Source organism: Mesobacillus thioparans (assembly GCF_965138835.1).
Taxonomy (GTDB): Bacteria; Bacillota; Bacilli; order Bacillales; family Cytobacillaceae; genus Mesobacillus; species Mesobacillus thioparans.
Genome location: NZ_CBCSFH010000011.1, coordinates 42,163 through 68,105, shown reverse-complemented (window position 1 = coordinate 68,105; position 25,943 = coordinate 42,163). Strand labels below are relative to the sequence as shown.

Sequence of the window (25,943 nt, the reverse complement as noted above, 5' to 3'; positions counted from 1 at the left end):
TATTCTCGTAATCCAATTTAAATCTGCCTGTTCTTTTTCTCCGGAAATTCTATGTTACGATAATTCACGTGATAAAAATTAGCCGATGGGAGGCAAACAAATGAAAAAGTCATTATTATCTTTGGTTGCAGCTGCGGCAATTTCTGGAGCTGCCGGAACACAAGCAATGGCAGAGGAAATCGTCGTACATAAGGGGGATACACTATGGGGTCTTTCTAAAGAATACGGCGTATCAGTAGATTCACTTAAAAAATGGAATAACCTTTCAAATGATGTAATATACCCGAATGATTTATTGGAAGTATCTCCTATTAAATATGCACAAGTTAGAAAAGGGGATACCCTCTGGAAGATTTCAAAAGCTTACGGCGTTACAGTGGACGATTTGAAAAAATGGAATGAACTTTCTTCTGATTTGATTCATCCTGGGATGAAGCTGGCAGTATATACAGATATGCCCGTTGAAATGAAGAAAGAAAAACCTTCTGCTGAAAAACAACAAGCAACACCGGTGGCTACACCTGTATCCGCACCGGCAGAAAAGAAAACAACTGAAACTAAACCTTCAGCTGCGACGAACCAAATCACAGTTGAAGCGACAGCTTATACTGCAAATTGCGCTGGATGCTCAGGGATTACCAAGACAGGAGTCAACCTGAAAACTAATCCTAATGCAAAAGTAATTGCTGTTGATCCTTCTGTCATCCCGCTAGGTTCAAAAGTCTACGTTGAAGGCTATGGATATGCCACAGCCGAAGATACCGGCGGAGCGATCAAGGGTAACCGTATAGATGTATTCATCCCTACGCAAGACGGAGCAGTTGATTGGGGCCGGAAGCAAGTAAAGGTCACTATTCTTGATTAAAAATTAATATGGTTAGAAAGAGCGTTGGCTTTTGCCAATGCTCTTTTTATTTTTCCTGATTCTTTTCTTTTTTAAACATTTTGCCGTTGATGATTTTTTTTTGCGTAATATTAGGGACAATAAGGCTTAAGAAAAAATGAGTCAACTTAGAATACTGGTTTTCGAGCTTTTCAAGGATTTCATTAGCTTTTGAAGACAGAGAAGATTTTATTTCAGTTAATTGATTTGAAATTCCTTCACCCACAGCATCCTGCTTGCCGAGTTGTTCCATGATTGTTTCGTGGAATACACCTTGCAAATCAATGTGTTTTGCAACCATATCCTGCAGTTCCTCCTGCTTTTGGGCCTGAATGACAAGAGCTTTTGTGACGTCCTCGTACTCGAGTAGTTTTCTGTTTAAATCAAAGATCATTGACTGCTGGCAGGCAAGCTGATCCAATATTGCCTGGCTTGTCAGTTCCTTGCTTAAAAGTGTTTTTGAAATCTGTTCATGACTTTCTTCGAGCTTAATTAATTTATCATCAAGATCCGAAGTTGATTCCTTCTGTTCGTAAATATTCTTGATCACTGTTTCTGATAAATCTTCCTGCTTCGCCAGTGAGGATAGCAAGGCATGGAATTGCTTAAGCTGATCCTGACTATTTTGTTGCAAGGAATTATCGAATTTACTGACGCTTCCTGACAACTCCTGATTTAACCTTTGCTGCTCATTCAGTACTTCATGAAGATAATTAAGCCGAAACTTCTCCTGGTTATCCGGTTCCGCTACTTCCTCATTTTTGCTGAAAACCTGAGGTGAGACAAATCCATTAACAAATAAAGGCATGGGCATCACTCCAATGAATAAGTTTTCTACATACTATGAGCTAAGCCATAAAAGTGGTACTTGCGGGAGATTACACTTATTACCGTTAATGAAATGCAGCTAAATGCAGCAAGCTAATAAAAACCGTACTAAGAAAGGGGCAGCAAATATGCTAACAAACGGCCAGTTGAGGGAATTCCAGGCAAGTTTACTCAAAAACAAAAAAGAGCTTGAAGCCCATTTAGATGCTAACGATCACTTCGATTTAAGAAGTGGCCATGCCCACGAATCAACTGGAGAGCTTTCAAGCTACGATAATCATCCTGGGGATGAAGGAACAGAGTTATACGAACGCGAAAAAGATATTGCCTTAAACGACCATATTGAATACCAAATCAAGAATATCGACCTAGCATTACAGGCAATCGAGAGTGGCAGCTATGGAAAATGTGAAAAGTGTGGAAAGGACATCCCATTTGACCGGCTGAAGGCAGTTCCTGACACGAGGTTCTGTATTGAGCACACTCCGGACAGGACCGTCTCCCATAATCGCCCAATTGAAGAGGGAGTATTGATGCCGCCATTCGGGAAATTCGATTTGGATAATAAAGATGAAAATGTTGCATTCGACGCAGAAGATTCGTGGCAGGCAGTAGCCAGTTGGGGGACCTCGGAAAGTCCCTCTGATTTCATGAAACCGCAGGATGATTATAACGATACGTATATTGAATCCGAAGAAAATATCGGGTATGTCGAGGACTACGAAAACTTTGTCGGCAACGATATTACCGGCAAGGAAATAACCATCTATCCAAATAAACAGCACGAAAAATATGAAAATGAGCTTGACAGGGAAGGAATCATGACTTCCTTTGGAGATCTGCCAGCATTTGAGCATGACCCTTATGTCGAAGATGAAAAGTAGGTTTTAAAAAAGACCAGAGATGGTCTTTTTTGTTTTCCCGGTAATTTATTCATGATTAAAATACTCTAAGACGGGGAAAAGACAAGCATCTTGTCATGTAGAAATGGGGTGTACCTTCAGTGAAAGAGAAATTTAAATACTACGGGAAAAGTTTGTTGGGAGAGCTGAAAAAAGACCGGGCAACAGGCCTTGCTGCCCAGCAGGCATACTATTATATGCTGGCATTGTTTCCAATGCTGATTTTGTTGATTGCCATTGTCCCCTATTTGAATATAGATCCCCAAAAGGCCATCAATGTAATCAATCAGTTATTGCCGGAAGAATCAGCGCAATTATTAAGAGATAATGTCGTGAAACTTGTAAGTGAGCGTAATGGCGGGCTTTTGACATTTGGGATCATCGGGACGATATGGTCAGCTTCTAACGGTATGAACGCATTTATGAAAGCAATGAATATTGCCTATGATGTTGAGGAGACGAGGTCGTTCATCAAGGCGAGGCTAGTTTCGATCCTTCTTACGATTGGTCTGATTCTCGCATTCATAGTAGCCTTATTGCTCCCGGTGTTCGGAAATGTCATCCTTGATACGGTTCAAACAATCATCCCAATTCCTGAACCATATGACATTATCTTCAACGTCATCAGGTGGGTAATTGGAATAGCCGTAATGGTGGCAGTATTGACTGGTTTATACCGAATCGCTCCAAACAAGCATTATCCATTCAAGCATGTCCTCCCTGGGGCAATTTTTGCTACTATTGTCTGGCAGTTGATTTCTCTAGGATTTTCATTTTATGTCAGCAATTTCGGCAACTACTCAGCCACATATGGAAGTCTGGGTGGCGTAATTGTCTTAATGCTATGGTTGTTCCTGACAGGATTGGCCCTTGTGCTTGGCGGAGAAATCAATGCGATTTACCACCGTGACAAGACGGGGGAGGTTCCGATTGATGTTGAACAGCGAGCCTCAGCCAACGGGTAAAAACAGCAGGATTCACAATCCTGCTGTTTTTTTGTGTTGAATTACAATGAAATGAGGAGAAGCCGCACGGATTTTCAATAAAGCAGCTCATATACTTCGTTTAGCTGCTTCGCGCGTATTCCATCTTGTTCATTATTCGCATACTCAATCGCTTCCGGGAGGATCTTATTCAAAAATTCTATTTCCTCAGCTGTCAGGTCTTTAACGAATGCCCCTTCCGAAGGGTAACTTCCGTTTTCTAATCTTTGACAGATCTTCCTGCTGAGTGGATATGTTTCTGTATAAGTGGATACAATTTCACGAAGGTACGCCTGTGTTTTTTCCATCATCTACTCCTTGAAATAATTTCTAAATTCTTCGGGATCAGTTGGTTGATCAGATTGGACATAAGGGTTTTCCTCTGTCACATCGATCGGGTCCAAGTTTGTCTTAATGACCAGCTGAGGGCCGGTACCCGGGTTGGCGAAGACTCTGTCTGACATTTCTTTGAAGTCTGGCAGGCTCTTGCTGTCGGTCTGTTTCTGCTTCATTTTCATAAACACCTCCATTTTTTAAGTTGCATTAATGCCTCGCCATTTATGTATTGAGCTAATTATTGGTAAAACTTCCAAACATGTTTTTTCTGAAGAACGATAGGGAACTCTGTAAATGTATTAAATAGGAATGGGGTGGCGAATATTGAAAGCAGTTACGTACCAGGGTTCTAAAGATGTCCAGGTCAAAAATGTAGAGGCACCGAAAGTTGAGCATGAAAAAGACATGATCGTGAAAATCACTTCAACGGCGATTTGTGGATCCGACCTTCACCTTTACCAGGGCAATATGCCACTGCGGCCTGGCTATATCATAGGTCATGAACCAATGGGGATCGTTGAAGAAGTAGGGCCTGGTGTCCAGAACTTGAAAAAGGGAGACAGGGTCGTCATTCCGTTCAACGTTTCATGCGGTGAGTGTTTTTACTGTCAAAACCAAATGGAAAGTCAATGTGATAATACGAACGAGTACAAAGATACCGGTGCTTATTTTGGATACACCGAACAATACGGCAATCATCCAGGTGGACAGGCAGAATATCTGAAGGTACCGTATGCTGATTTCACATCGTTCGTCGTACCTGAATCCTGTGAACTGGAAGATGAATCGTTGTTATTTTTATCGGATGTGATCCCAACTGCCTGGTGGAGTGTCGAACATGCAGGCGTGAAGAAAGGGGATACTGTCATTGTCCTCGGATGTGGACCTGTTGGGTTAATGACTCAGAAATTTGCCTGGATGAAAGGGGCAAAACGAGTTATCGCAGTTGACCATCTTGGTTACAGGCTTATGCATGCCAAGAAAACAAACAAGGTAGAAATTTTCGACTTTACACAGGAGGATGATCCTGGTAGATTCCTTCAGGATTTGACGAATGGCGGTGCGGATGTCGTCATCGATTGTGTTGGGATGGACGGGAAAAAATCGGTTGTCGAAAAAGTAGAACAAAAATTGAAGCTGCAGGGCGGTACGCTTTCCGCACTTGAGATTGCCCACACTGCAGTCCGGAAATTTGGCACCGTTCAACTTACAGGTGTGTATGGATTGAGGTATAATATGTTCCCGCTTGGCCGCTTTTTCGAACGCAATATCACGATGAAAATGGGACAGGCCCCGGTCATTCATTATATGCCAAAATTATTCGATATGGTGGTGAATGGGGAATTCGACCCTACTGATATCATTACTCACAAAATGCCTCTCGAAGATGCAGCGAAAGGGTATGATATATTTAACGACCGGAAAGATGATTGTATAAAAGTTGTTTTAAAACCATGATGAACATCTCAAAGGCAGCCTGATGAGGGCTGTCTTTTTACATCAGTAAGTTTATCAAGGCGACCTAAATCTTATTTCCTTAAGGATTTACCTGGGCAAGCATTCGCCATTAAGAGTGGTTTTTTTATATAATGAGAGAAACAAAACAGTTAGGAGCTTTCATTGTGGCAAAATTATTTGCTTCTGTTTATGACACTTTAATGGGACCGCTTGAGAAAAGGTGGATAGCCCGTGTAAGAAGGAAAATTGTTTCAGGTCTTGAAGGGGAAATACTTGAGATTGGTTCAGGTACTGGAGCGAATTTCCCTTATTACTCTAAGGGAAATGTAGACAGACTTGTATCAATTGAACCAAATCCGTATATGCTTGATCAAGCAAGAGAACGTGCTGAAGAGAATGGCTTGCAAGTCGAATTCCATAAAGGCATGGCTGAGTCCCTTCCTTTCAGGGACGGAGAGTTCGATACAGTCATCGCGACTCTTGTTTTATGTTCAGTAAAAGATCCCAACCAGGTATTCAATGAAATGAAAAGAGTTTGTAAAAAGGGAGGAAGGATTGTTCTGTTCGAGCATGTAAGGACAGAGTCCAAGTCTCTTGCCGCCCTCCAGGATTTCCTCACTCCTGCATGGAAACGCCTGTGTGATGGCTGTCATCTGAATAGGGATACCGGGCGTTACATGAGAGAGTCAGGAATAGAGATGATAAAAGAAAAGAAATATTTCAAGGGAATCTTCGTTGAATACGAGGGAAAAGTTTGATACAGGCACACCGATAATAACCTACCCATACACTATTACAAATAATTTGGGGAGGTTCGGAATGTATCCTTATTTTGATCACTACAGACAAAATCAAAAATTAATCAGTGACATAACCAAAGCCATTAATGGGGAATACACTGCCACGAAGTGTTATGCCAGGCTAGCGGCAATGGCGCCGAATGAAGTACAGAAACAGCGGATCAACGAAATACTGAAAGATGAAAAAAGGCATCTGCAACAAATTTCTCAGATTTATTCCGCACTAACAGGAAACCAGCCTAAGCTTGAGATGACAGAAGAGTGTGCAAGAACATATGTTGAAGGACTTGAGGCATCTTTTAACGATGAACAAGTGACAACGGATTTCTATCATGAAATTGCCGATGAAGCTGCAGACCCGGTCATTAAAGAAGTCTTCAGACGTGCAGCATATGACGAGCAAAACCACGCGGTGTGGTTCCTTTATTTTTATGGTAAAGAGAAGTAGGAGCTGGAGGAATCCAGTTCCTATTTTTATAGTATTCACTATTTCTACATATTTAATAGAAAAATATGCTGCTTTTTATACTATGATGGGTATATGGGAAATGAATTGCAGAAATGAAAATACTACATAGGGAGGAATTATTATGAAAAATAGTCTCGCAATCATTATTGGTTTTTTAATCTTTGGTTCCTTATTTGTCGGCTGGAAAATCAGTCAGGATCTTAGCCCTGCTGAAACAGCTACAGCACCGCAGCAGTCTGAAGGGACAGCAAGCAGTACAATTGAATTCAATCCGCCAACCTTGGACGATGTGCCGGATGGGCCGCTGGGTGAAAGTATTAAATATGGATATGACTTAATGATGGAAACAAATACAATTGCCGATGAATACGTAGGCAATAACCTATCCTGTGCAAGCTGCCATGCGAACGGCGGCACAGTCAAGGATGAGGCACCTATGATTGGTCTCACTGCTGTCTATCCAGAGTACAGACCCCGTGAAGGAGATGTGTATACACTCGAAGATCGCATTAATGGTTGTATGATCCGCAGCATGAATGGAAAGATGATTCCTGAAGACAGTAAGGAAATGAGAGCGATGATCGCTTATTTGCATTATATGTCTGAAGGTGTACCATCAGGGGCGGAAATCCCCTGGAGAGCTGCAAAAGAGCCGAAACAATTCCCTGTACCAAGTGTAGAGGATGGTGAAAAGGTTTATGCACAATCATGTGCTGCCTGTCATGCAGCAGATGGAGGAGGAACTGGTTCTAACACGGGACCTGCTGTCTGGGGTGAGAATTCCTTCAATGATGGAGCCGGAATGTCGCGGCTGACAAAAATGGCGGGATATGTCCAGAAGAATATGCCTAAGGGACAGGGAGGCACATTGACTGACCAACAGGCAATCGATGTAGCGTCGTACATCCTGTCGCACGAAAGACCTGAGTTCAAAGGACATGAAGGAGACTGGCCAAAGGGCGGCAGACCAGCAGATATCATGAATAAAGAAAAACGGGAGCAAGTCAAAAACGGTACAATTGATTGGGAAGAACTGGTTACAATAAAGAAATAAGGACAAAATCCAACCCAGCGCCTTTAAGAAGGTGCTGGGTTTATTCATAGCTGTCCATTATAAAAATTCAGAGAGCCGAGCAGGAACGAAATATACACGCTGATGAATACGATGCTGACGAGCAAACAGCAAAGCAGCCAGTCTATTTTTGTGATGGTGATGACATGATAAAAATCCCTGTTTTTTTCACCTGTAAAACCTTTTGACTCCATCGCCGTGGCAGTTCTCTCCGCTTTTCTGATTCCGCTTGCCAGCAAAGGTATGGTAAACTCCCTGACTTGCCTGAATTTATCCATGAATGTTCTTGATCTCCCGGCTCCTCGGACACGATGTGCATTTCTGATAATCTCAAACTCTTCTTTTATCAATGGCAGGATTTGATAACCAGCCATGATTGAATAAGCGATTTTAGGCGAAAGCCTGCATTGCTGCATCAAGCTGTGAAGAAAGCTGATTGGATTAGTTGTCAATACAAATAAAAGTGATAGCGATGCAAAACTCAATATCCTCAGTCCCAATGCAAAACTTCGCAATAATCCCTCAGAAGTGATAGAGATGAAATGCCATTGCAAGATTAGAGTGTCTCCAGGGGCAGTTCTTGGAAACAATAGGGATGACCAGACATAGACGATCCCCATAAAAACGAAAGGGGAGAATAGCAGAATCCATCTCTTAAAGCTGACTTTGCCAAATACAAAAGTGACGGTTATCGTTAAAAGAATACTGATCATTGGAGTGACGGGATCAAAAAACACGGATAGGATGACGATGCTGACCAGAATGCTAAAAGCCTTCAAGCTGGGATTCATGTTATTTAGCAAGATAACTACCTTCCGCTAACAACTCCAGTTCTTTGATGAACGGAAGCCTTAGGTTCGCCTGGGCCAAAAGATCTGTCCGTTCCCAGAGCAGATGGGGAGACTCGTAAAATATCATCTTTCCGCCGTCCATCACCAATACTTTATCAGCATGCTGCTCGATGATATCCATATCATGGGTGATCATGATGATACATCCGGTTCCGGGAAGAGACCTTTTAATGAGCTCGATCAGTTCTATCGCTGTATTGGCATCCTGGCCAAATGTCGGTTCGTCAAGGATCATCACTTCCTGTCCGTTGACCAGCATCGTTGCTACACTCAATCTCCGCTTTTGTCCCTGGCTTAATGAAAAGGGGTGGCTGTGTTCAAGGAAAACAAAAAACTGCATCCAGCGTGTTGGATGCAGTCGAATGCTATCGCTTTAAAAAAATGGAACGATGAGCTTCTCCCGCACTTCCTCACGCTGGTATTATCCAGATCGAGTAATAAGGGTCAGAACAAAGTTCCTCTCAGCAAAAAGCTCCCCTAGTGCAAAAAATCTATGCAGTTGTTGTTTCCAAAATCATCTTAAAGTAAATGTTCAGAATTGTAAATGGTTAATTTCGAATCATTTTGAATCATGAGGAAAAGCTTTTCTAAGGCGGTATCCATCCAAAGTCCCCATTTCGCTGTTCAGAAGCAATTCCATCTCCTCCAGTGCGCTTTTAGTGACAACAGGGTCGTTCATCCCCCAATTAACTGTATAAACGAAATAATAATCCTTGATTTTGCGAAACACAACAACAGAGTTCGGGAAGATATCAAAATATGCTTTGATATTATATCTTTTTGTATACGACCATCTTGTCAGTTTCATAGTCTATCTCCATTTTTTTATCCTAGTCCTATTTGTAGTGAATGTTAAATGTATTTATTTATAAGATACCCCTGGCAGATGGGGCAGAAACGGATTCTTGGAACTACATGGTGTCTAAAACAGGAGGTATATGCTAAAATAGAGGGCGTTGCATTATAAGTAGCGACATATATCTACATAATATCAGATTGCTAGCAGATGGATAGATAGGTATTTTTTGAGTCATAAGAATTTGGAGGGAAGCCAGCTCTATGAATGAAGCCCAGAGGATTCAATTGAACGTCAGGGTCTCCAGGGAAACCTCGGACAAACTTGATGAAATTGTAGAATACTATCAAGAAAATACAAAAATCGGCAGAATCTACAAAGGTGATGTTTTGACAGATATCATCGAAAAATCATATGAAATCATGCTCAAACAAAAGAGGCTGAATAGATAAAAAAAGTATGACAAATTGTCAATAAGTAAATGTGGCAAAATAATGAACAAAACAGTTGCGCTAATCAATAATTAGTCGTATTATTTAAATAATCTGAATAATAAACGATAAGGTGGTTATTGGTTATGATGCGTATGGCAATTGCAGGTGTAGCCGGCTTTGTCCTTGTGTTCATTGAATCATATATTGTCATGGTCCTTAAACAGTATGAAGCGATTGACTTTGGAGGGATTGCCCCATTTGTCAGTGTCTGGACAATGAATTTCTTCCTTGTTTTCTCAATCTTGACTCATATTAAATTTTGGTATGAAGACCGTGAAGCTCAGCGGGAAGAAGAAGCTGCAGAAAGAGACAGATTCATCAATTAAAAAGGGTGTATTACACTCCCATCGAAATGCAACCTTCAGTGAGAAAACAGCGATTTATAAAGACGGAGAAAGGCAGACTTGCCTTTCTCTTTTTTTATTATTTTTCTCCTTCTTCAAAACGGTCACGTTCTGCATCTTCAGCGGCAATCCTTAATTCCTGGAAAAAAAGCTGGTCATTGCAAACCATGCTGTGCTCAAGTTCATTTCCGGATTCCATTTTATTCAGGTTATCACGTTCTTTTTCCATTTGTCAGTTCCTCCTTAGTTCATTCTTCTCCATGTTTACTTTCCCTTATCAGCAAAAATCATGCAGATATAGCTTCATTTTCAAAGTATTTTCCCGGTAATGATATTTATGCGGAAATTTTCATTTTCTATTACAGGATGAGGAAGACTACCACAAAAGGAGCAAAGGAGTGAGGACCAATGGAAGCAGTTTATTATTTTGATGATCACCAGCAATACCTTAAAATTAAGTTCTTGTCTGCCTCTAAAGAATCATCATGGCTGGCTTGCGTTTTCGATGATAATTGGAGTGATATCATTAGCAGCGCTTTATCCACATCGGAAAGGATGTCAGCGGCAATCGAATTTGCCAAAGAAACTTTCGGCATACATGGCAGGCTATCTATAGTGGAAAAATTCCCTATTACTCATTCTCTTAGTGAGGCAGTGGAGCTGTCGTTATTCCATTTGCAGGCATTGCTCTATTCATCAGCAATCATAGTAACAGATGATTGCGAAGCATTGAATACTTTCGGATTTACAAGAGAAACCACGGCAGATGGATCCCCTGTCTATGTCATGGCCTTTGATGATGCAGAACAGGATTCATGCAGATTTTTATAAGAGCCGTCATGACCACGCATATTTACGATAACGAAAGTCTTTTCTTCAGGAAAAGGCTTTTTTGTGTGCAAGAACAACGTTCAACGCGAAAAACTTCCCTATAAAAAATCTGGAAATGGTTAATGTTTATTGCTAATAGGGTAGGGAAAAAAGGAGTGATTCATATACAGAAAGGAAGATGAGGCTTTGTCTGGCAAAATTAACGTAATAATCAATGGTGCCGAAGTGACGGCTGACGAAAATCAAACAATCCTTCAATACCTTTCGAACAGCTCGATCGAAGTTCCAAATGTATGCTTCCATCCAAGTCTGGGACCAATCGAGACATGTGATACTTGTATCGTAGAAGTGAATGGAGAAATGGTCAGATCTTGTTCGACTGTCCTTAATGACGGGGATGTCATCGACACAGTCGCGCCCGATGTCAAGAAGGCACAGACCATGGCTATGGATAAAATCCTTTATAACCATGAACTCTATTGTACAGTCTGTGATTATAACAATGGGGGCTGTGAGATACATAACACAGTCAAAGAAATGAAAATCAATCATCAGAGCATCCCATTTGACCACAAACCTTATGAGAAGGATGAATCCAATCCTTTTTATCGGTATGATCCTGACCAGTGCATTTTATGCGGAAGATGTGTTGAAGCCTGCCAGGAATGTCCAGGTGACCGAAACCCTGAGAATTGACTGGGAGCGCGACCGACCGAGGGTCATATGGGACAACGACGTCGCAATCAATGAATCATCCTGTGTATCATGCGGACATTGTTCCACTGTTTGTCCATGTAATGCCATGATGGAAAAAGGAATGGAAGGCGAAGCAGGGTTCCTGACAGGAATTGCAAAAGAAACACTCCGTCCAATGATTGAAATCACCAAGGGAGTCGAAACGGGATATGGTTCGATTCTTGCCATTTCAGATATGGAATCGGCGATGCGTGATTCAAGAATCAAGAAAACGAAGACGGTTTGCACCTATTGTGGAGTGGGCTGCAGCTTCGATGTATGGACTAAGGGACGCGAGATTCTAAAGGTTGAGCCACAGGTGGAAGCACCTGCTAATGGTATTTCCACTTGTATAAAAGGTAAATTCGGCTGGGATTTTGTCAATAGTGAAGAACGCCTGACAAAGCCGCTCATCCGTGAAGGCGACAGTTTCAGGGAGGCTGAGTGGGATGAAGCACTGAACCTGATGGCAAAGAAATTCACGGAAATCAAGAATGAGTATGGTCCGGATTCCCTCGGCTTCATTACATCATCCAAATGTACCAATGAGGAATCGTATTTAATGCAAAAGCTGGCAAGGTCAGTGATCGGCACAAACAATGTCGATAATTGCTCGAGATATTGCCAAACCCCTGCTACAGTGGGATTGTTCAGGACGGTAGGCCATGGAGGGGATGCGGGGTCCATCAAGGATATCGCGATGGCTGATTTAGTGCTCATCATCGGATCGAATACAGCCGAGGCTCACCCAGTTCTGGCAACAAGGGTAAAACGTGCCCAAAAACTTAATGGTCAAAAACTGATTGTGGCTGATCTTCGTGAGCATGAGATGGCAGACCGTGCGGACATGTTCGTAAGGCCTAAAGCAGGAAGCGACCTGGTCTGGATTTCAGCAGTAACCAAATATATCATCGACCAGGGATGGGCAGATGAAGAATTTATTAATAATAAAGTTAATGGACTTTCAGAGTATGTTGATAGCCTGGAAGGATTCACTCTGGAATATGCAGAAAAAACAACAGGCCTATCTAAAGAAACCTTGATTGAGATAGCGACCAGGATCCATGAAGCAAAAAGTGTTTGTGCTTTATGGGCAATGGGAGTCACTCAGCATCTTGGCGGAAGCGACACTAGTACAGCAATTTCAAACTTGTTGCTGATTACAGGCAATTACGGTCGCCCTGGCACCGGTGCTTACCCACTGCGCGGTCACAATAATGTGCAGGGAGCAGGAGATTTTGGCAGCGCACCTGACTCTTTGCCAGGGTATCAGAAGGTATACGATGACGCAGCGCGGCAGAAGTTCGAACAAGCATGGGGCACGAAGCTCCCGGCAGAGCCAGGCATCAATAATCATGACATGGTTGAGGGGATGCACGATGGAACGCTTAAAGCCCTTTACGTTAAGGGCGAAGAGATGGGACTTGTGGACTCTAACATCAACCACGTTCAAGCGGGTTATGAAAAGCTTGATTTCTTTGTTGTACAGGATGTGTTCTTCTCCAGGACTGCACAGTTCGCTGACATCGTACTGCCAGCAAGCCCTAGTTTTGAAAAAGAAGGCACGTTTACGAATACAGAGCGCAGGATTCAGCGCTTATACCAGGTGTTTGATCCAGCAGGTGATTCCAAGCCGGACTGGCAGATTCTGATTGAAGTGGCAAACCGCCTTGGAGCAGGATGGACCTATGAGCACCCAAGTGAAATTATGGCGGAGGCGGCAAGTCTTATGCCGATCTACTCTGGCGTCAGCTATGAACGCCTGGAAGGTTACAACAGCCTTCAATGGCCGGTTCAGCCTGATGGCACTGACAGTCCCGTCCTGTATTTGGATGGTTTCCCGTTCCCAGATGGAAAAGCACGCCTTCATCCGGTAAAATGGTCCATTCCGGTACAGTTTGGCGAAGAATATGACATCCATGTCAACAATGGCCGTTTACTGGAGCATTTCCACGAAGGCAACCTGACTTATAAATCTGAAGGGATAACTTCCAAAACCCCTGGCACTTTCCTTGAGGTTTCTCCAGAGCTTGCCGAAGACAGAGGCTTGAAGGATGGAACACTGGTCAGGTTAACCTCTCCATATGGCAATTTAAAGGTCAGATGTGTGGTCACTGACAGAGTTCAAGGCAAGGAAGTCTATCTTCCTATGAATGACCAGGGCGATGCAGCTATCAACCTTTTGACAAGCAGCTATGCAGACAAGGATACGGACACTCCTGCATATAAGGAGACGAAAGCGAAGTTGGAAATCCTGCAATCGGACGGAGCCAATCCTTTGCCGCGGACCAATTTCCGTTACGGAAATCCTCAGCCGCAAATTGGTGTCCAGGTACAAAAGAAATGGGCACGTCCGGATTATGTCTTCCCTGGAGATCTTGTGAAAAAGGAGGGGACCCAGCATGGCTAAAGCAATCACCAATATACAACGGATCGAGCTGACAGAGGAACAAAAAAGAAAAATGGATCTTGAAGAAATTGAGACGGCATTGCTTGATAATAAAGATTCGATTTTACAGTCATTAGACATCATCAAACATATGAATGATCGCGGCGTTCTCTCGCTTCTTGACGGCTTGTTCAGCGAGGGAGACAAGATCCTGAACGTCCTCGTTAAAGCAGCGGATAAGCCTGAGGCTACCAATACTTTGAAAAACCTATTGCTCATGGTGGGAGTTCTTGGAACCATCAATGTCCAGCAGCTCGAGCCGCTTTTGTTAAAATTGAATTCCGGTATTGCCAGAGTGGCCGAATACCGGGAAAGCGATGATGACAAGCTCGGATACTTTGACATTGTCCGTTCTCTGAAGGATCCGGAAATCAACCGTGCATTGTCATTGCTCTTTGAATTCCTTAAAGGCATGGGTGAAAAGACTGAAGGCCTGGAAAGGACGACACAGCTTCCAGAAAACCAAGATCTCCATCAGAGCCAGGATGGCAGGATGGAGGATCGATAAAAAGATGCAGGGGGCATTCTGATATGCCCCCTGCTTTTTCAGGTTTGATTTTTAGTTAATAGGTTAAAAGTATATGACTGTAAGGCAAACCCATAAAGAGAGGATGGCTGTTGTGAAACCAGTCGAAGTCAAACGTGAAATCCTACGTTTCGGTAATGGCCAGGCCGAAAAATTGGAAGACAGCATTGTAACAGAGTACACTGTCACAGTGAAAGTGAATGGAGAAGAACTTGTCACGATGGTCTGCACGCCGGATTATATTGAAGAAATGGTCATAGGGTATCTTGCTTCGGAAGGGATCATCAAAAAATATACGGATATAGAAGATTTATGGATTCAGGAGAAAGAGGGATTCGTCCATGTGAAAACCTCGAAATCCAACTCCATTTATAAGAATCTGCAGGGCAAACGTTATTTAACATCATGCTGCGGAGCGAGCAGGTCTGGATTTTTATTCGCGACAGATGCACTGACAGCTAAAAAACTTCACACGGTGGAGACAGAGCTCGAGGTTGAAGACTGCTTCAGGCTGATGGAAGAGATGCAGGAATCCGCAGAACTATTTCAAAATACTGGAGGAGTCCATAATGCGTCTCTTTGCAGTTTGTTCGGTCCTGTCGTATCACGAATGGATATAGGCCGCCACAATGCCCTCGATAAAATTTATGGGCACTGCCTGAAGAATGATATCTCGATTCACGATAAAGTGATTGTTTTCAGCGGCAGAATTTCCTCAGAAATTTTACTGAAGGTAGCGAAAATCGGCTGCCCGATCGTGCTGTCCAAATCCGCGCCAACTGAGCTGGCCCTTAAGCTGGCAGATGAGCTCGGGATAACCACAATCGGTTTTATCAGGAACCGTTCGATGAATGTTTATAGTCACCCTGAACGGATTGCAGAAGTAAAATACGGGGTCAAAGAAAGTCAGGTATAAGCCTGGCTTTTCTTTATTCCTTCGCTCATTGGCAAGCTTAAGCATCCTCCGTATTTAGCTTTGGTATAAGTGATGTGAAAATATGGGAAAATGGAGGTGAAAGCTGAAGGAGTGATAGAATGGGTGAAAAAGACATACAAGATATGTTCGAATGGGCAGGCCTCTCTACAATTTATGATCAGCATGGCTACAAAATGTGGCTCAGTGGCCTTGAAGACAGCATTGATGCCGAATTGTTAGATCACTTCGCAGATGCATATTCATTTGAAAATGCCGAAACGATGTTCTATGACGAATTCCTGTTCCATCTGAGGATTTTTAAGAATATCAGCAATAATAATGAGCTGCCTCCCCGATATTGGTAATTGTACAGGTAGATAGAATGAAGGTGAGAGAGGATGAATCAAATGAAACCTATACCAGACCACTTAAGGAAAAATCTTGATATTGTCTTTGTCGGTTTCAATCCAAGCATACGCTCATCGGAAACAGGGCATCATTATGCCAATCCAAATAACAGGTTTTGGAAAATTCTTCATGATGCCGGAATTACGCCAAGAAAATATGAATCATCAGAGGACCACAATCTCTTGGAACTGGGATACGGCATGACAAATATCGTGTCTAGGCCGACCAAAGCAGCAGATGAAATTACAAAAGATGAATACCTGCAGGGAAAACTGGAGCTCAGGAAGAAAATCGAGGAATATCGTCCGAAACTCGTCTGCTTCGTTGGCAAGGGAGTCTATCAGCAATACAGCGAAAAAAAAGAAATACCATGGGGAAAGCAGGACGAATCTGTGGTAGCAGGAACAATCGACTTCGTGGCCCCATCATCAAGTGGCCTGGTCAGGATGAAAATGGATGAAATCGTCGAGATATATAGTCAATTGCCAAAGTGGATCGACCAATTAAAAACAAAATGAATGAGCGCAGAGGTCACCAATAGGCCTGATTGGTGACCCAAAAATCCAAGGAAAAGAAAAAGACGTCACCAATAGGCTTGATTGGTGCCCGGAAAATCCAGAAAAAAGAAAAAGAGGTCTCCAATGGACATGATTGCTGACCAATAAGAATTGCCAGAGTGAAAATCCTTTTATAATCCAATCCATCCCTAGGTTTCATCATTTAAAATCATCGTTAATCTGATCATATCCCTACACTGGATTCCGTTCTCATATATGGGTTCAGGGTAATTATTCAAGAAAAAGTCGTGGATGATCCCGGTGATCCTAAAGCCGGCTTTCTGGTATAGCGCCAGCTGGCTTATGCTGGAATTGCCTGTGCCGATTTCGAGCCTTTGAAATCCCTCATTCCTGACCACTTGAATTCCGTGTGCTATAAGGCTTTTGCCGATACCTTTTCCTTGGGCTGCTTCGGCAACTGCCAGGTTTTTTATTTCCATGTTGCGTCCACCGATAGGAAGCAGCACGATTACTCCCAGGGTCTCACCGCAATCCGATACAGCGACATAACACAAACCTTCATTTAGATAGCGAGATGCCATATCCTTTGAAGGATCTGCCAGAAGCAGCAGATTCCAGGGAGGCTGTTCGTCAGGTGTCAGCACCCTAATTTTCACTTTTTTTCCCCCTAATAAACTGGTAAGTAATTCGGATTAACAGGTAACCTATTGCCCCGCCCAGTGTGTTAAGGATGATATCATCGATATCGAAGCTGCCGACCCTGGTTAGAAACTGGAGACTTTCGACCAGAGACGTTGCGAGAAGGACGGTTCCTGTAGTCCTCCAGAATCCACAGAATCGCTCATATAGCCATGGTAGGAAGATGCCCAATGGAAGGAATGCCAGTATATTGCCAAACAGATTGGAAATCCAGATGCTTTGATTGATATGGGAGGACGCTTTGACATAGTCTGTAATCGTTTTGAATGGAATGATGTTATAGGGATTTGATCCAACTGTGTTAAGCTCGTATGCTGCCTGCCTGTAGGGACTGAGGAATAATAAAACTGCAGCAATGATGACGTATAGTATGAAAAGAGCGTAAGATATGACTGATATCCATTTTTTGTACTTGGAATCTATTTGATTAATCATGTACTCTCCTAATATTTCAATCTTTATTTAGTATGTTCAAAATAAAAAACCTTACCACGGCAAGGCTTAACGAATTATTGCGGTGTGCCTGCAAAGCAGGGCCCCTGCCGTCCGTACAGTGGTTAAGTGTCCCGCAACAAGCGAATGTCCGGCAGAGGCAATTATATTTTAACACATACATACAGTAAAAATACACTTTGAAGGGTGATACTTTTATTTTTAAAACGAATAATGGTATGATAACAATGATTTTACATTAAGGAGATGATTTTCATGGCAAAAACAGGATACATACAAATGCAAAATGGTGAAAAAATCGAATTCGAACTATATCCAAACGAAGCACCTGGAACAGTTGCGAACTTTGAAAAGCTTGCAAACGAAGGCTTTTATAATGGATTGACATTCCACCGTGTCATTCCTGGCTTTGTAAGTCAGGGAGGATGCCCTACCGGAACAGGAACTGGCGGGCCAGGTTATACAATCAAATGTGAAACAGAAGGCAATCCACACAAGCACGTACCGGGTTCACTTTCAATGGCACATGCAGGTAAAGATACAGGCGGAAGCCAGTTCTTCATCGTACATGAATCACAGCCGCACTTAAACGGTGTCCACACTGTTTTTGGAAAAGTGACTTCCAACCTTGAAGCTGCCAAAGCGATGAGCAATGGTGACGTAATGGAAAAAGTAGTAGTTACAGAAGAATAAGCTATAGAAAGAGCCCCCGGGCTCTTTTTTTTATACTCAAATACCTATTGATACGAACGTATGCTCTTGTTAAAATTGAGAAAAGAAATTAATTTCAGGCTAATATTCTCTATATTTGACTGTATTATCTAATCTGTTTAAAATTAGATTAATTAATCTAATTTCGTGTTAGGTGGAATGGCAATGCGACCTGTTTCTGTATTTATAATGGATGTTTCCGACTCTTCATCTAAAGGAAATGGAGAGGCATTGAGCAGCTATTTGAGTAAGCTTGAGTCAATGATTAAGAGCTGGGATGGTCAATCTGGACTTGTTCAGGTAAGACACAGGGCAGGTGATGAACTGATTGTCCTGGCAGAAGGATATTCAACTGCTTTCATCATCGCTTTTTATATAAGCAGAATCTGGAAATATAGGCGGAACACTCCTTATTATGGACTATCCTTTGGCAGCACAGAGAAAAGCATAGATACAATTGATATTGAAAAATGGATTCACCCTCTGGTGAAACAGGCGAGAGAAGCCAATGACTATCTAAAAAAACAAAAAGACAGAGAATCATTCCGTTTCCAAAGTTTTGATATTGAGCCAGAGTTTCTGGTTATGATGAATGGCATGCTGAGCCTTCAGCATGTATTGAGCACCCAGCAGACTGACATACAACGCCTGGTTTGTTCGCTGTACCTTATTTTCGGCAAGCAGAATGCCGTCGCAGATCTACTTGGCCGATCAGCTCCTACTGTTTACAGTCATTTCAAGAAGGGGCATAGCGAACAAATTCTTCAAAGTTTCCGTGAAATCGTCGGCGTTTTGGACTCCCTTGAGGCTAAAACATTCCCGGACATTATGCTCCATCAGGAGAACGATATGAAAACGACTATTGAAAATGACATTAAAGGCAAGGTGAGTGAAGTTTTCAGTCTCTAGGTTCTGGGGAAAGGAGAGGGACATGCTGTTATTGAGTCTGATCATCGCACATTTATTAGCGGACTTTTACCTGCAGACAGATCGAATGGTAGAGGACAAACTTAGGAGTTTGCAAAGGCATATACTCCATCATTTATTGGTGAACACTTTTATCCTGGGAGCAGGCTGGTTCCTTTTTCATCAGGAAAATGATCCATCCATGACCGTTATCTGGCCTGCCCTATTCATTACTTTTACTCATTTGATCATTGACTTGTCAAAGATCAAACTCATTGATCAATATGCAGCACGAGAGCATCTCAATAAACTATGGTTTTTCATTCTCGATCAGCTGCTTCATTTCACCATGCTGTTGGTTGCGATGCAATTGTTTTACGGGGAATCCCTATTTTTGAATGTTAAGAGATTCATAGAGCTTCTTTTCACGGAAGGCCGGCAATTGGATGCTGTCTCAACCACGCTTGTTATCCTGATCATTTTGATTTTGGGTACAACTGTCAGTGGGCATATCATAAGGATACTGCTTGGCTCACTGCCCGGTCAGCTGCTGACATTCGAAGGGAAGTATACTTTTAAAAATGAAATTACTGGCACCACGTATCCTGAGAATACAGGGAACAGCGGACTCTCTGAGCAATACAGCTACATGATTTTTAATAAACACGATCTTTCCCGCGGAAAACTGATCGGCTATATCGAGAGGCTGCTTGTTATCCTTCTAACTTATTATGGTTCTTATCCGGCAATCGCCTTCATTGTGACGGCGAAATCAATCGCGCGCTTCAAGCAAATGGATGACAGGGACTGGGCGGAATATTTCTTGCTCGGCACACTCACATCCATGTTCCTTGGCATCCTGTTCGGGATTCTCCTCAGGGAATTAATCCATTAAAAGGGACAGCTCGCGAATAGCTGTGAGTTAAATCAGCACCACCTTGGTAGAGGCAGTTCGTGAACAGTCAATAGTGCTTGTTTCAGCTGTATTGGGGTGTAATTAGATTAACGGAGTGATAGGAATGAACATCATCCTTTTTGATAGAGATTTACGTATTTTTGACCATCAACCGATGGCAGAAGCTGCAAAAATGGGCGAAATCTTGCCGCTTTATATAATTGAACCATCACAATGGGAGGCACCTGCGTATTCGGCACGGCATTTTCAATTTGTGATTGAGAGTCTTGAAGACCTCTCTGATCAAATCCAAGGGAAGGGTGGAAGGCTGTTTTATTCCATAAATGAAGTGGAAATAGTACTCGAAAAGCTGCTGGAAGCTTATGATTCAATGAATGTCTTTATTCATCGGAGTTCAGGGCTTTTAGAGAAGCTGACAGGATGGACGGAAGAGAACCAACAGCGGCTGTTTATTTACGGTGCTGAATTTGATCAGGTGTCAGCCAAAGCTTTTAATAAGCAGTTTCAGTCATATAGAGACGAGCCATGTGCCGAAGCGCCAGCCAAGATCTTTGTTCCGAAAGAAACGCCATCGATTCTGTTCACTGATATGAAAAAAATCCATCAATTCCGCGTAAAAGGCAAGAAAATTCGTTTTGGCCAGCAGGGAGGGGAATCAAGAGCGATTGAGACACTTGATTCCTTTCTCGAGGAAAGATATGCAAACTATGTTGAAAACCAGCAGAAGCCCTTGCCATCCTCATTCTCTTCTTCAAGGCTTTCCGCTTATATTGCCTGGGGGAATATCTCGGTCAGGACGATCTTTCAGAGGACAACCGAAAAACTTCAATCATGCGAAAACGATGATGAAAAACTCCAGCTGGAAGCATTCTTGTCAAAAATAACTGCCAGGGTGAGGACCACCTGCAATCAACCGGAACACAAACAGGATACCGAGGTTTCCAAGATCAAAAACGAATGGAATGAAGAGTGGTTCCAGCGCTGGTTAGAGGGAAGGACAGGAGTTCCTGTAATCGACGCGGCAATGAGAAGCCTGGTTAAAACAGGCTGGATGAACTACTCGTTAAGGGAAATGGTGACTTCATTTATTGCCAATACTTTAATGCTGGATGGGCAGAAGCCTTCGGATGCGCTAGCGCAATTATATCTCGATTACGACCCTGCATTACATGATTTTTATGTCCAGCAAATTACTGGCCTGAGGATGAAAAAGGTGAAAATCATAAATCCGATAAAAGTCGGTAAGCAAATCGATCCGGATGGGACATTCATTCGTCGATATGTCACTGAATTGGAAAAAGTCCCGGTTGAGTATGTTCATGAACCATGGCTTTATCCTGCTTTTTATCAATTGGGCTATCCCCCGCCGATTATTGATGTCATAAAAGCAAATAAGCTGGCAGGACAAAGATTCAAGAGTCTAACAAAAAAAGATGAATCCTCCGGAAAAAACGGTGGAGATGAAACAGGACAGCTATCCTTTGATATCTGAAAAGGATTCTGGCACATTGTCCCATTTTTTCAGGTAGGTCAGGGAAACGCCTACAAGAGTTATCATTCCGCCTGCAATCGTCAAAAAGGTCGGTACTTCTCCCAGCCAGAACCAGGCAATAAGGAATGAGGCGGCAGGTGTAAGATATAGAGAACTGGCCGCTTCTGACGCACCTGAGTTTGCGGTTATATATGCTAAGGCGAAATAGGCTAGTACGGTCGGGAAAACTCCAAGATAGACTGCGCTAATCGTTGCTCCAGCGGAAGCTGAAGCGATCTGATCTGATAAGTCGGAAGCAAAGAATCCCATGATGATAGTCGCGCTCCAAATCGTATATGCAGTAAATGGAAGTGGACCATATTTGTCCAGATATTTTTTTTGGAAGACGAAATATATTGATTCTGAAAATGAAGCAAGTAAAATCAGCATCACGCCGATTCCTAATTCGAGCCCTCCGCCGGAACCGATGGAAATAAGCGCGATTCCTGCCATGCTGATGGCTGCGCCAGTCCAGTATCTTTTTCCGGCACGTTCATAGAAGAAAACCCTCCCTAATAGCCCGATGAAAACAGGCGATGTAGATACTAGCAAACTGGCTGCGCCTGCACTGACCGTTTGTTCGCCGAAATTCAGCGCTGTTTGGTAGACTGCAAACCCAAGGAATCCAAACAGGAAGATGACAGGCAAATCCCTTACCTCAGGAAGCCTCATTTTTGTAATGGCTGCATAGCAGACAAGAGTGATGGATCCTACCAAAAGCCGAAAAAAAGATAAGAGCTCAGCAGAGTATCCCTCCAGCCCATGTCTTATACCCGCAAATGCCGAACCCCATAATATGATCACGAGCAAATGTGCAACTGTCAGTTTGACTTTCATATCCTCCACCTCAATAAAAACCATCCAATTTAATCCTTTGAATTCTTATGTCTTTTAAATATAGCTGGGTCTTGATAAAATGTATCCAACCAATAGGGGTATATTTAAACCAACCAATTCTGAATGGAGCCTGTTATGAAAGCATTGAAGTACAAGCAGATTATCGATTACATAAAGGAACAGATTACGAATGGTACTTGGCCGGTTGGCAGCAGGCTGCCGAGCCAGCGCGCTCTCGCCAGTCAATTCGGAGTGAACAGGAGTACGATTGTGACCGCGCTGGAAGAATTAGCCGCTGATGGCTTGATTGAAGGGAGAACTGGGATGGGAACAATTGTTGTCAACAACACCTGGACACTCATGCGGTCAGAACCTCCATTGAATTGGAATGAACAGGTGGGCCGTGGAACACATCAGGCAAGCATGCCCACCGTTCAAGCAATCAATCAGGCTGAATCCAATGAGGATTTGATACAGCTTAGCAAAGGGGAGCTCTCGAGGGATTTGTTCCCTCTTGAAGAGATGAGAGTTGTGATTACAAAAGTAGGTAAGAATCTTGAACCTTTTGGCTACGAGGAACCAAAAGGGAATCCCCAATTAAGAGAAGAAATTGCCAGATATCTTAGCCGGAAAGGGATCAATATTTCTTCGTCTTCAATCCTTGTTGTATCCGGTGCTTTGCAGGCACTCCACCTTATTTCAATAGGTCTTCTGGATAGGGGGTCGACAGTGTTTCTTGAAAATCCATCCTATGTGAACTCTTTATCGACATTTCAATCCGCAGGCATGAAGCTTCAGGGGATCCCGATTGACCAGGAGGGCATCAATCCTGCCAAAATAGAAGGGATCCATCAAACCAAGAACTCTGTACTTTATTGTCATCCAACCTTCCATAATCCAACTGGAGCATTGATGGGTGAAAAAAGAAGGCAAGAGCTTTTGAACCTGGCAGAAAGGGCACAAATCCCGATAATCGAAGACGATGTGTACGGTGATTTATGGATTGACAGTCCACCGCCCAGGCCGATTAAGTCCCTTGATAAGCATGGAAATGTTCTGTACCTAGGCAGCTTGTCAAAGAGCCTTAATCCTGGACTTAGAATCGGGTGGATTGTCGGGCCGGAAGCTGTCATTGATCGTCTGGCAGACTTGAAAATGCAAACCGACTACGGAACAAGTTCCATTTCTCAAAGAGCGGCGGCAGAATGGCTATCAAGCGGGCTATACGAGGAGCATATCTCAGCAGTCAGAAAGGAATTGAAAGTTCGCAGGAACGCTGCATTGCAGGCATTGGATCAGCATTTGAGCAGATATGGTGAATGGCAACAGCCTGCAGGAGGTTTTTTCGTGTGGGTGAAAATGAAACAGGAAATTTCTATGGCAGACTTGTATCGTAAGGCACTTGCAAGAGGGGTGCTGATCAATCCCGGCAGGATTTATTCGAACCAAAAAAGCCCTCATTTCCGACTTTCTTTTGCCAATGCTCAGGTTGAAGATATTGTTAAGGGAATCGCAGTATTAGAATCGCTGATCGAAGACTGTTAGAATAGGAGAATACAAGTTTTCGTCATCACAGATATATAATCAAGGAGATAAGACAATGAAATTAGTATCATGGAACGTTAACGGCATCAGGGCTTGTGCCCGGAAAGGTTTTTTGGATTTTTTTCAGGAAGCTGACGCGGATGTGTTTTGTATTCAGGAAACGAAACTGCAGGAAGGCCAAATAAGCCTGGAAATGGGAGGGTACCACCAGTTCTGGAACTATGCTGAAAAGAAAGGGTATTCTGGTACAGCTGTTTTTACCAGACAGGAGCCCATTTCAGTGAAATACGGAATACAATCAGCCGAACATGATCATGAGGGAAGAGCGATCACTATCGAGTTTGATCAGTTTTATCTTATCAACGTTTATACACCGAACTCTCAACGGGATCTTGCCCGCCTAGGCTATCGATTATCATGGGAAGACAAGCTTAGGGATTATATGCTCGAATTAGAAAAGGATAAGCCAGTTGTCCTGACCGGGGACCTGAATGTCGCACACAATGACCACGACCTGAAAAACCCAAAATCGAATCGCGGGAATTCCGGATTTACCGACGAGGAACGTGGGAAGATGACTCAACTGCTGAACAGTGGTTTTGTTGATTCTTTTCGGTATCTCTATCCCGATGCCAGGGATGTTTACACCTGGTGGTCTTATATGAGCAAGGTGCGAGAAAGGAATATAGGCTGGCGCATTGATTACTTCATTGTTTCAGAAAAATTGGCACCTGCCATTCATCAAGCAGGTGCAGAATGTTTTGTCATGGGCAGCGACCACTGTCCTGTGACATTGGAATTGGACATATAAGGTTTGTTGAATCCCCTGGATGGTGTTCCAGGGGATTTATTTGTATGGAAAAAGCAAGGTTTTGCAAGTTGAATGATAAAAAGTATGACATAATTACAGCTCTGAAATGAAGGATTACCCTGTGGAAACGGTATTTTAAAAGAAATCTAGAAAAAACAAAACCTTTTCTTTTGATTTTTTAACAAATGTTATATACTATAAGTGAATGAGTGTAACACATTTAAAAATTCCTTGATAATGTTACATAATTATTATTGGGGGTACGATGGTGGTGAGTTCTATCAAACTTACAAAACGGCAGGAGGAAATTGTTCAGATTGTCAAAGAGGATGGCCCGATTACAGGGGAACAGATTGCCGAGAAGCTGAAGCTGACACGGGCAACCCTCCGTCCCGACCTTGCGATCCTGACAATGGCAGGCAGTCTCGAAGCACGGCCGAGAGTGGGATATTTTTTCAATAAGGATAAACAGAGGCCTTTCGAACCGACAGAGGTAATGAATTTGAAGGTGAAGGATTATAAAGGCCATCCAATTGTGGTGCAGAAATCTTCCTCAGTATATGATGCCATCGTCCAGATGTTCCTGGAGGATGTCGGCACTTTGTATGCTGTTGATTCAGAAGGATGCCTGGCTGGAGTCATTTCCAGAAAGGATTTGCTGAGGGCAGCGATTGGAAACAAGAACCTTGAGGACCTTCCTGTAAGCGTCATCATGACCAGGATGCCTAATATCATTACGGTAAATCCCGATGAAACGCTGCTACAGGCTGCCAGGAAACTGGTTACGAATAGAATCGATTCTCTCCCTGTCGTACGCGAACTCAGCAGTAACCCCGATTCATATGAGGTCATCGGACGAATAACCAAAACAACGATTACCAAGGTATATTTAGAAATCGCAGAGCAAAAATCTGTCTAGGAAGTGAGCGCACTTT

The 25,943-nt window shown here is 42.9% G+C and carries 31 protein-coding genes, 1 pseudogene and 1 riboswitch; of the genes and pseudogenes, 22 read left to right on the top strand and 10 right to left on the bottom strand.

Annotated elements, in window-relative coordinates:
• The first annotated feature begins 100 nt into the window (after window positions 1–100).
• Complete coding sequence (locus tag ACNAZ4_RS17130) at window positions 101–865, top strand: 3D domain-containing protein (RefSeq protein WP_415816305.1); 765 nt, start codon at window positions 101–103, stop codon at window positions 863–865.
• A 46-nt stretch (window positions 866–911) separates the two neighbouring features.
• On the opposite strand, the gene ACNAZ4_RS17125 is transcribed toward ACNAZ4_RS17130, so the two are convergent.
• Window positions 912–1,691, bottom strand: a complete 780-nt coding sequence (locus ACNAZ4_RS17125) for a hypothetical protein (RefSeq protein WP_415816303.1) — start codon at window positions 1,689–1,691, stop codon at window positions 912–914.
• A 148-nt stretch (window positions 1,692–1,839) separates the two neighbouring features.
• Here ACNAZ4_RS17125 and ACNAZ4_RS17120 point away from each other — a divergent pair, with 148 nt between their 5' ends.
• Entirely contained in the window at window positions 1,840–2,595 is a 756-nt protein-coding gene (locus tag ACNAZ4_RS17120) for a TraR/DksA C4-type zinc finger protein (protein ID WP_415816301.1), read from the top strand.
• Window positions 2,596–2,714: 119 nt separating this feature from the next.
• On the top strand, window positions 2,715–3,578 hold the full coding sequence (locus ACNAZ4_RS17115; protein ID WP_415816299.1) for a YihY/virulence factor BrkB family protein: 864 nt from the start codon (window positions 2,715–2,717) through the stop codon (window positions 3,576–3,578).
• Window positions 3,579–3,652: 74 nt separating this feature from the next.
• Here ACNAZ4_RS17115 and ACNAZ4_RS17110 read toward each other — a convergent pair whose 3' ends face one another.
• Together ACNAZ4_RS17110 and ACNAZ4_RS17105 are read right to left on the bottom strand one after the other, a co-directional pair.
• Window positions 3,653–3,904 (bottom strand): sigma-G-dependent sporulation-specific acid-soluble spore protein CsgA, encoded by a 252-nt coding sequence (locus ACNAZ4_RS17110; RefSeq protein WP_415816297.1) that lies wholly within the window; start codon window positions 3,902–3,904, stop codon window positions 3,653–3,655.
• Between the two features lie 3 nt (window positions 3,905–3,907).
• Window positions 3,908–4,114: a hypothetical protein gene (locus ACNAZ4_RS17105; protein WP_415816295.1), complete on the bottom strand. Its 207-nt coding sequence runs from the start codon at window positions 4,112–4,114 to the stop codon at window positions 3,908–3,910.
• A gap of 142 nt (window positions 4,115–4,256) precedes the next feature.
• On the opposite strand from ACNAZ4_RS17105, the gene ACNAZ4_RS17100 reads away from it, so the two are divergent.
• The 4 genes from ACNAZ4_RS17100 (at window position 4,257) to ACNAZ4_RS17085 (ending at window position 7,713) form a co-directional block, all read left to right on the top strand.
• A complete protein-coding gene (locus tag ACNAZ4_RS17100) occupies window positions 4,257–5,390 on the top strand; it encodes a zinc-dependent alcohol dehydrogenase (RefSeq protein ID WP_415816293.1) in 1,134 nt (377 codons plus the stop codon).
• A gap of 164 nt (window positions 5,391–5,554) precedes the next feature.
• The gene (locus ACNAZ4_RS17095; protein ID WP_415816291.1) at window positions 5,555–6,148 is read left to right on the top strand and encodes a class I SAM-dependent methyltransferase; all 594 of its coding nucleotides are present in this window, start codon (window positions 5,555–5,557) and stop codon (window positions 6,146–6,148) included.
• Window positions 6,149–6,209: 61 nt separating this feature from the next.
• On the top strand, window positions 6,210–6,638 hold the full coding sequence (locus tag ACNAZ4_RS17090; protein ID WP_415816289.1) for a ferritin-like domain-containing protein: 429 nt from the start codon (window positions 6,210–6,212) through the stop codon (window positions 6,636–6,638).
• 142 nt (window positions 6,639–6,780) lie between these two features.
• Window positions 6,781–7,713, top strand: coding sequence for a c-type cytochrome (locus ACNAZ4_RS17085; protein WP_415816287.1), 933 nt, complete (start codon window positions 6,781–6,783; stop codon window positions 7,711–7,713).
• 44 nt (window positions 7,714–7,757) lie between these two features.
• Here the strand turns inward: ACNAZ4_RS17085 and ACNAZ4_RS17080 are convergent, their stop codons facing one another.
• The 3 genes from ACNAZ4_RS17080 to ACNAZ4_RS17070 form a co-directional block, all read right to left on the bottom strand.
• Window positions 7,758–8,534 carry an energy-coupling factor transporter transmembrane component T family protein gene (locus tag ACNAZ4_RS17080; RefSeq protein ID WP_415816285.1) on the bottom strand — a complete coding sequence of 259 codons (777 nt, stop codon included), beginning with the start codon at window positions 8,532–8,534 and terminating at the stop codon, window positions 7,758–7,760.
• A complete protein-coding gene (locus ACNAZ4_RS17075; protein ID WP_415816283.1) occupies window positions 8,524–8,922 on the bottom strand; it encodes an ATP-binding cassette domain-containing protein in 399 nt (132 codons plus the stop codon). Before ACNAZ4_RS17075 ends, ACNAZ4_RS17080 begins: the two co-directional genes overlap by 11 nt.
• A gap of 50 nt (window positions 8,923–8,972) precedes the next feature.
• Window positions 8,973–9,071: riboswitch (TPP riboswitch) on the bottom strand.
• Window positions 9,072–9,141: 70 nt separating this feature from the next.
• Window positions 9,142–9,390, bottom strand: a complete 249-nt coding sequence (locus tag ACNAZ4_RS17070) for a hypothetical protein (RefSeq protein ID WP_415816281.1) — start codon at window positions 9,388–9,390, stop codon at window positions 9,142–9,144.
• A 251-nt stretch (window positions 9,391–9,641) separates the two neighbouring features.
• Between ACNAZ4_RS17070 and ACNAZ4_RS17065 the strand changes: the two genes are divergently transcribed.
• The gene (locus ACNAZ4_RS17065; protein ID WP_415816279.1) at window positions 9,642–9,830 is read left to right on the top strand and encodes a hypothetical protein; all 189 of its coding nucleotides are present in this window, start codon (window positions 9,642–9,644) and stop codon (window positions 9,828–9,830) included.
• A gap of 125 nt (window positions 9,831–9,955) precedes the next feature.
• A complete protein-coding gene (locus ACNAZ4_RS17060; RefSeq protein WP_415816277.1) occupies window positions 9,956–10,198 on the top strand; it encodes a hypothetical protein in 243 nt (80 codons plus the stop codon).
• A gap of 97 nt (window positions 10,199–10,295) precedes the next feature.
• Here the strand turns inward: ACNAZ4_RS17060 and ACNAZ4_RS17055 are convergent, their stop codons facing one another.
• Window positions 10,296–10,445 (bottom strand): hypothetical protein, encoded by a 150-nt coding sequence (locus tag ACNAZ4_RS17055; RefSeq protein WP_415816275.1) that lies wholly within the window; start codon window positions 10,443–10,445, stop codon window positions 10,296–10,298.
• A 179-nt stretch (window positions 10,446–10,624) separates the two neighbouring features.
• Here ACNAZ4_RS17055 and ACNAZ4_RS17050 point away from each other — a divergent pair, with 179 nt between their 5' ends.
• The 6 genes and pseudogenes from ACNAZ4_RS17050 (at window position 10,625) to mug (ending at window position 16,599) form a co-directional block, all read left to right on the top strand.
• The gene (locus ACNAZ4_RS17050) at window positions 10,625–11,047 is read left to right on the top strand and encodes a hypothetical protein (protein WP_415816273.1); all 423 of its coding nucleotides are present in this window, start codon (window positions 10,625–10,627) and stop codon (window positions 11,045–11,047) included.
• A 186-nt stretch (window positions 11,048–11,233) separates the two neighbouring features.
• A pseudogene (gene fdhF / locus ACNAZ4_RS17045) lies at window positions 11,234–14,192 on the top strand (formate dehydrogenase subunit alpha).
• The gene (locus tag ACNAZ4_RS17040; protein WP_415816271.1) at window positions 14,185–14,739 is read left to right on the top strand and encodes a helical membrane plugin domain-containing protein; all 555 of its coding nucleotides are present in this window, start codon (window positions 14,185–14,187) and stop codon (window positions 14,737–14,739) included. The pseudogene fdhF and the gene ACNAZ4_RS17040 overlap by 8 nt, the downstream one beginning before the upstream one ends.
• Window positions 14,740–14,851: 112 nt before the next feature.
• Window positions 14,852–15,673 (top strand): formate dehydrogenase accessory sulfurtransferase FdhD, encoded by an 822-nt coding sequence (gene fdhD / locus ACNAZ4_RS17035; protein WP_415816490.1) that lies wholly within the window; start codon window positions 14,852–14,854, stop codon window positions 15,671–15,673.
• Window positions 15,674–15,792: 119 nt separating this feature from the next.
• Window positions 15,793–16,038, top strand: a complete 246-nt coding sequence (locus tag ACNAZ4_RS17030; protein WP_415816269.1) for a hypothetical protein — start codon at window positions 15,793–15,795, stop codon at window positions 16,036–16,038.
• A gap of 42 nt (window positions 16,039–16,080) precedes the next feature.
• Window positions 16,081–16,599: a G/U mismatch-specific DNA glycosylase gene (gene mug / locus ACNAZ4_RS17025; protein ID WP_415816488.1), complete on the top strand. Its 519-nt coding sequence runs from the start codon at window positions 16,081–16,083 to the stop codon at window positions 16,597–16,599.
• A 188-nt stretch (window positions 16,600–16,787) separates the two neighbouring features.
• On the opposite strand, the gene ACNAZ4_RS17020 is transcribed toward mug, so the two are convergent.
• Together ACNAZ4_RS17020 and ACNAZ4_RS17015 are read right to left on the bottom strand one after the other, a co-directional pair.
• Window positions 16,788–17,255 (bottom strand): GNAT family N-acetyltransferase, encoded by a 468-nt coding sequence (locus ACNAZ4_RS17020; RefSeq protein ID WP_415816267.1) that lies wholly within the window; start codon window positions 17,253–17,255, stop codon window positions 16,788–16,790.
• Complete coding sequence (locus ACNAZ4_RS17015; RefSeq protein ID WP_415816265.1) at window positions 17,245–17,733, bottom strand: VanZ family protein; 489 nt, start codon at window positions 17,731–17,733, stop codon at window positions 17,245–17,247. The genes ACNAZ4_RS17020 and ACNAZ4_RS17015 overlap by 11 nt, the downstream gene beginning before the upstream one ends.
• Window positions 17,734–18,006: 273 nt before the next feature.
• Here ACNAZ4_RS17015 and ACNAZ4_RS17010 point away from each other — a divergent pair, with 273 nt between their 5' ends.
• The 4 genes from ACNAZ4_RS17010 (at window position 18,007) to ACNAZ4_RS16995 (ending at window position 21,776) form a co-directional block, all read left to right on the top strand.
• Window positions 18,007–18,444 (top strand): peptidylprolyl isomerase, encoded by a 438-nt coding sequence (locus tag ACNAZ4_RS17010; protein WP_415816263.1) that lies wholly within the window; start codon window positions 18,007–18,009, stop codon window positions 18,442–18,444.
• Window positions 18,445–18,627: 183 nt separating this feature from the next.
• Window positions 18,628–19,371 (top strand): hypothetical protein, encoded by a 744-nt coding sequence (locus ACNAZ4_RS17005; RefSeq protein ID WP_415816261.1) that lies wholly within the window; start codon window positions 18,628–18,630, stop codon window positions 19,369–19,371.
• Between the two features lie 22 nt (window positions 19,372–19,393).
• Entirely contained in the window at window positions 19,394–20,263 is an 870-nt protein-coding gene (locus tag ACNAZ4_RS17000) for a DUF3307 domain-containing protein (RefSeq protein ID WP_415816259.1), read from the top strand.
• Window positions 20,264–20,387: 124 nt separating this feature from the next.
• Window positions 20,388–21,776, top strand: a complete 1,389-nt coding sequence (locus ACNAZ4_RS16995; protein WP_415816257.1) for an FAD-binding domain-containing protein — start codon at window positions 20,388–20,390, stop codon at window positions 21,774–21,776.
• On the opposite strand, the gene ACNAZ4_RS16990 is transcribed toward ACNAZ4_RS16995, so the two are convergent.
• The gene (locus tag ACNAZ4_RS16990; RefSeq protein ID WP_415816255.1) at window positions 21,759–22,652 is read right to left on the bottom strand and encodes a DMT family transporter; all 894 of its coding nucleotides are present in this window, start codon (window positions 22,650–22,652) and stop codon (window positions 21,759–21,761) included. The two genes, ACNAZ4_RS16995 and ACNAZ4_RS16990, sit on opposite strands and share 18 nt — an antisense overlap.
• A 135-nt stretch (window positions 22,653–22,787) precedes the next feature.
• On the opposite strand from ACNAZ4_RS16990, the gene pdxR reads away from it, so the two are divergent.
• From pdxR to ACNAZ4_RS16975, 3 genes are all read left to right on the top strand, one after another.
• Entirely contained in the window at window positions 22,788–24,197 is a 1,410-nt protein-coding gene (pdxR, locus tag ACNAZ4_RS16985; RefSeq protein WP_415816253.1) for a MocR-like pyridoxine biosynthesis transcription factor PdxR, read from the top strand.
• Between the two features lie 55 nt (window positions 24,198–24,252).
• Window positions 24,253–25,008, top strand: coding sequence for an exodeoxyribonuclease III (locus ACNAZ4_RS16980; RefSeq protein ID WP_415816251.1), 756 nt, complete (start codon window positions 24,253–24,255; stop codon window positions 25,006–25,008).
• A 271-nt stretch (window positions 25,009–25,279) separates the two neighbouring features.
• A complete protein-coding gene (locus ACNAZ4_RS16975; RefSeq protein ID WP_415816249.1) occupies window positions 25,280–25,927 on the top strand; it encodes a helix-turn-helix transcriptional regulator in 648 nt (215 codons plus the stop codon).
• Window positions 25,928–25,943: the final 16 nt, after the last annotated feature.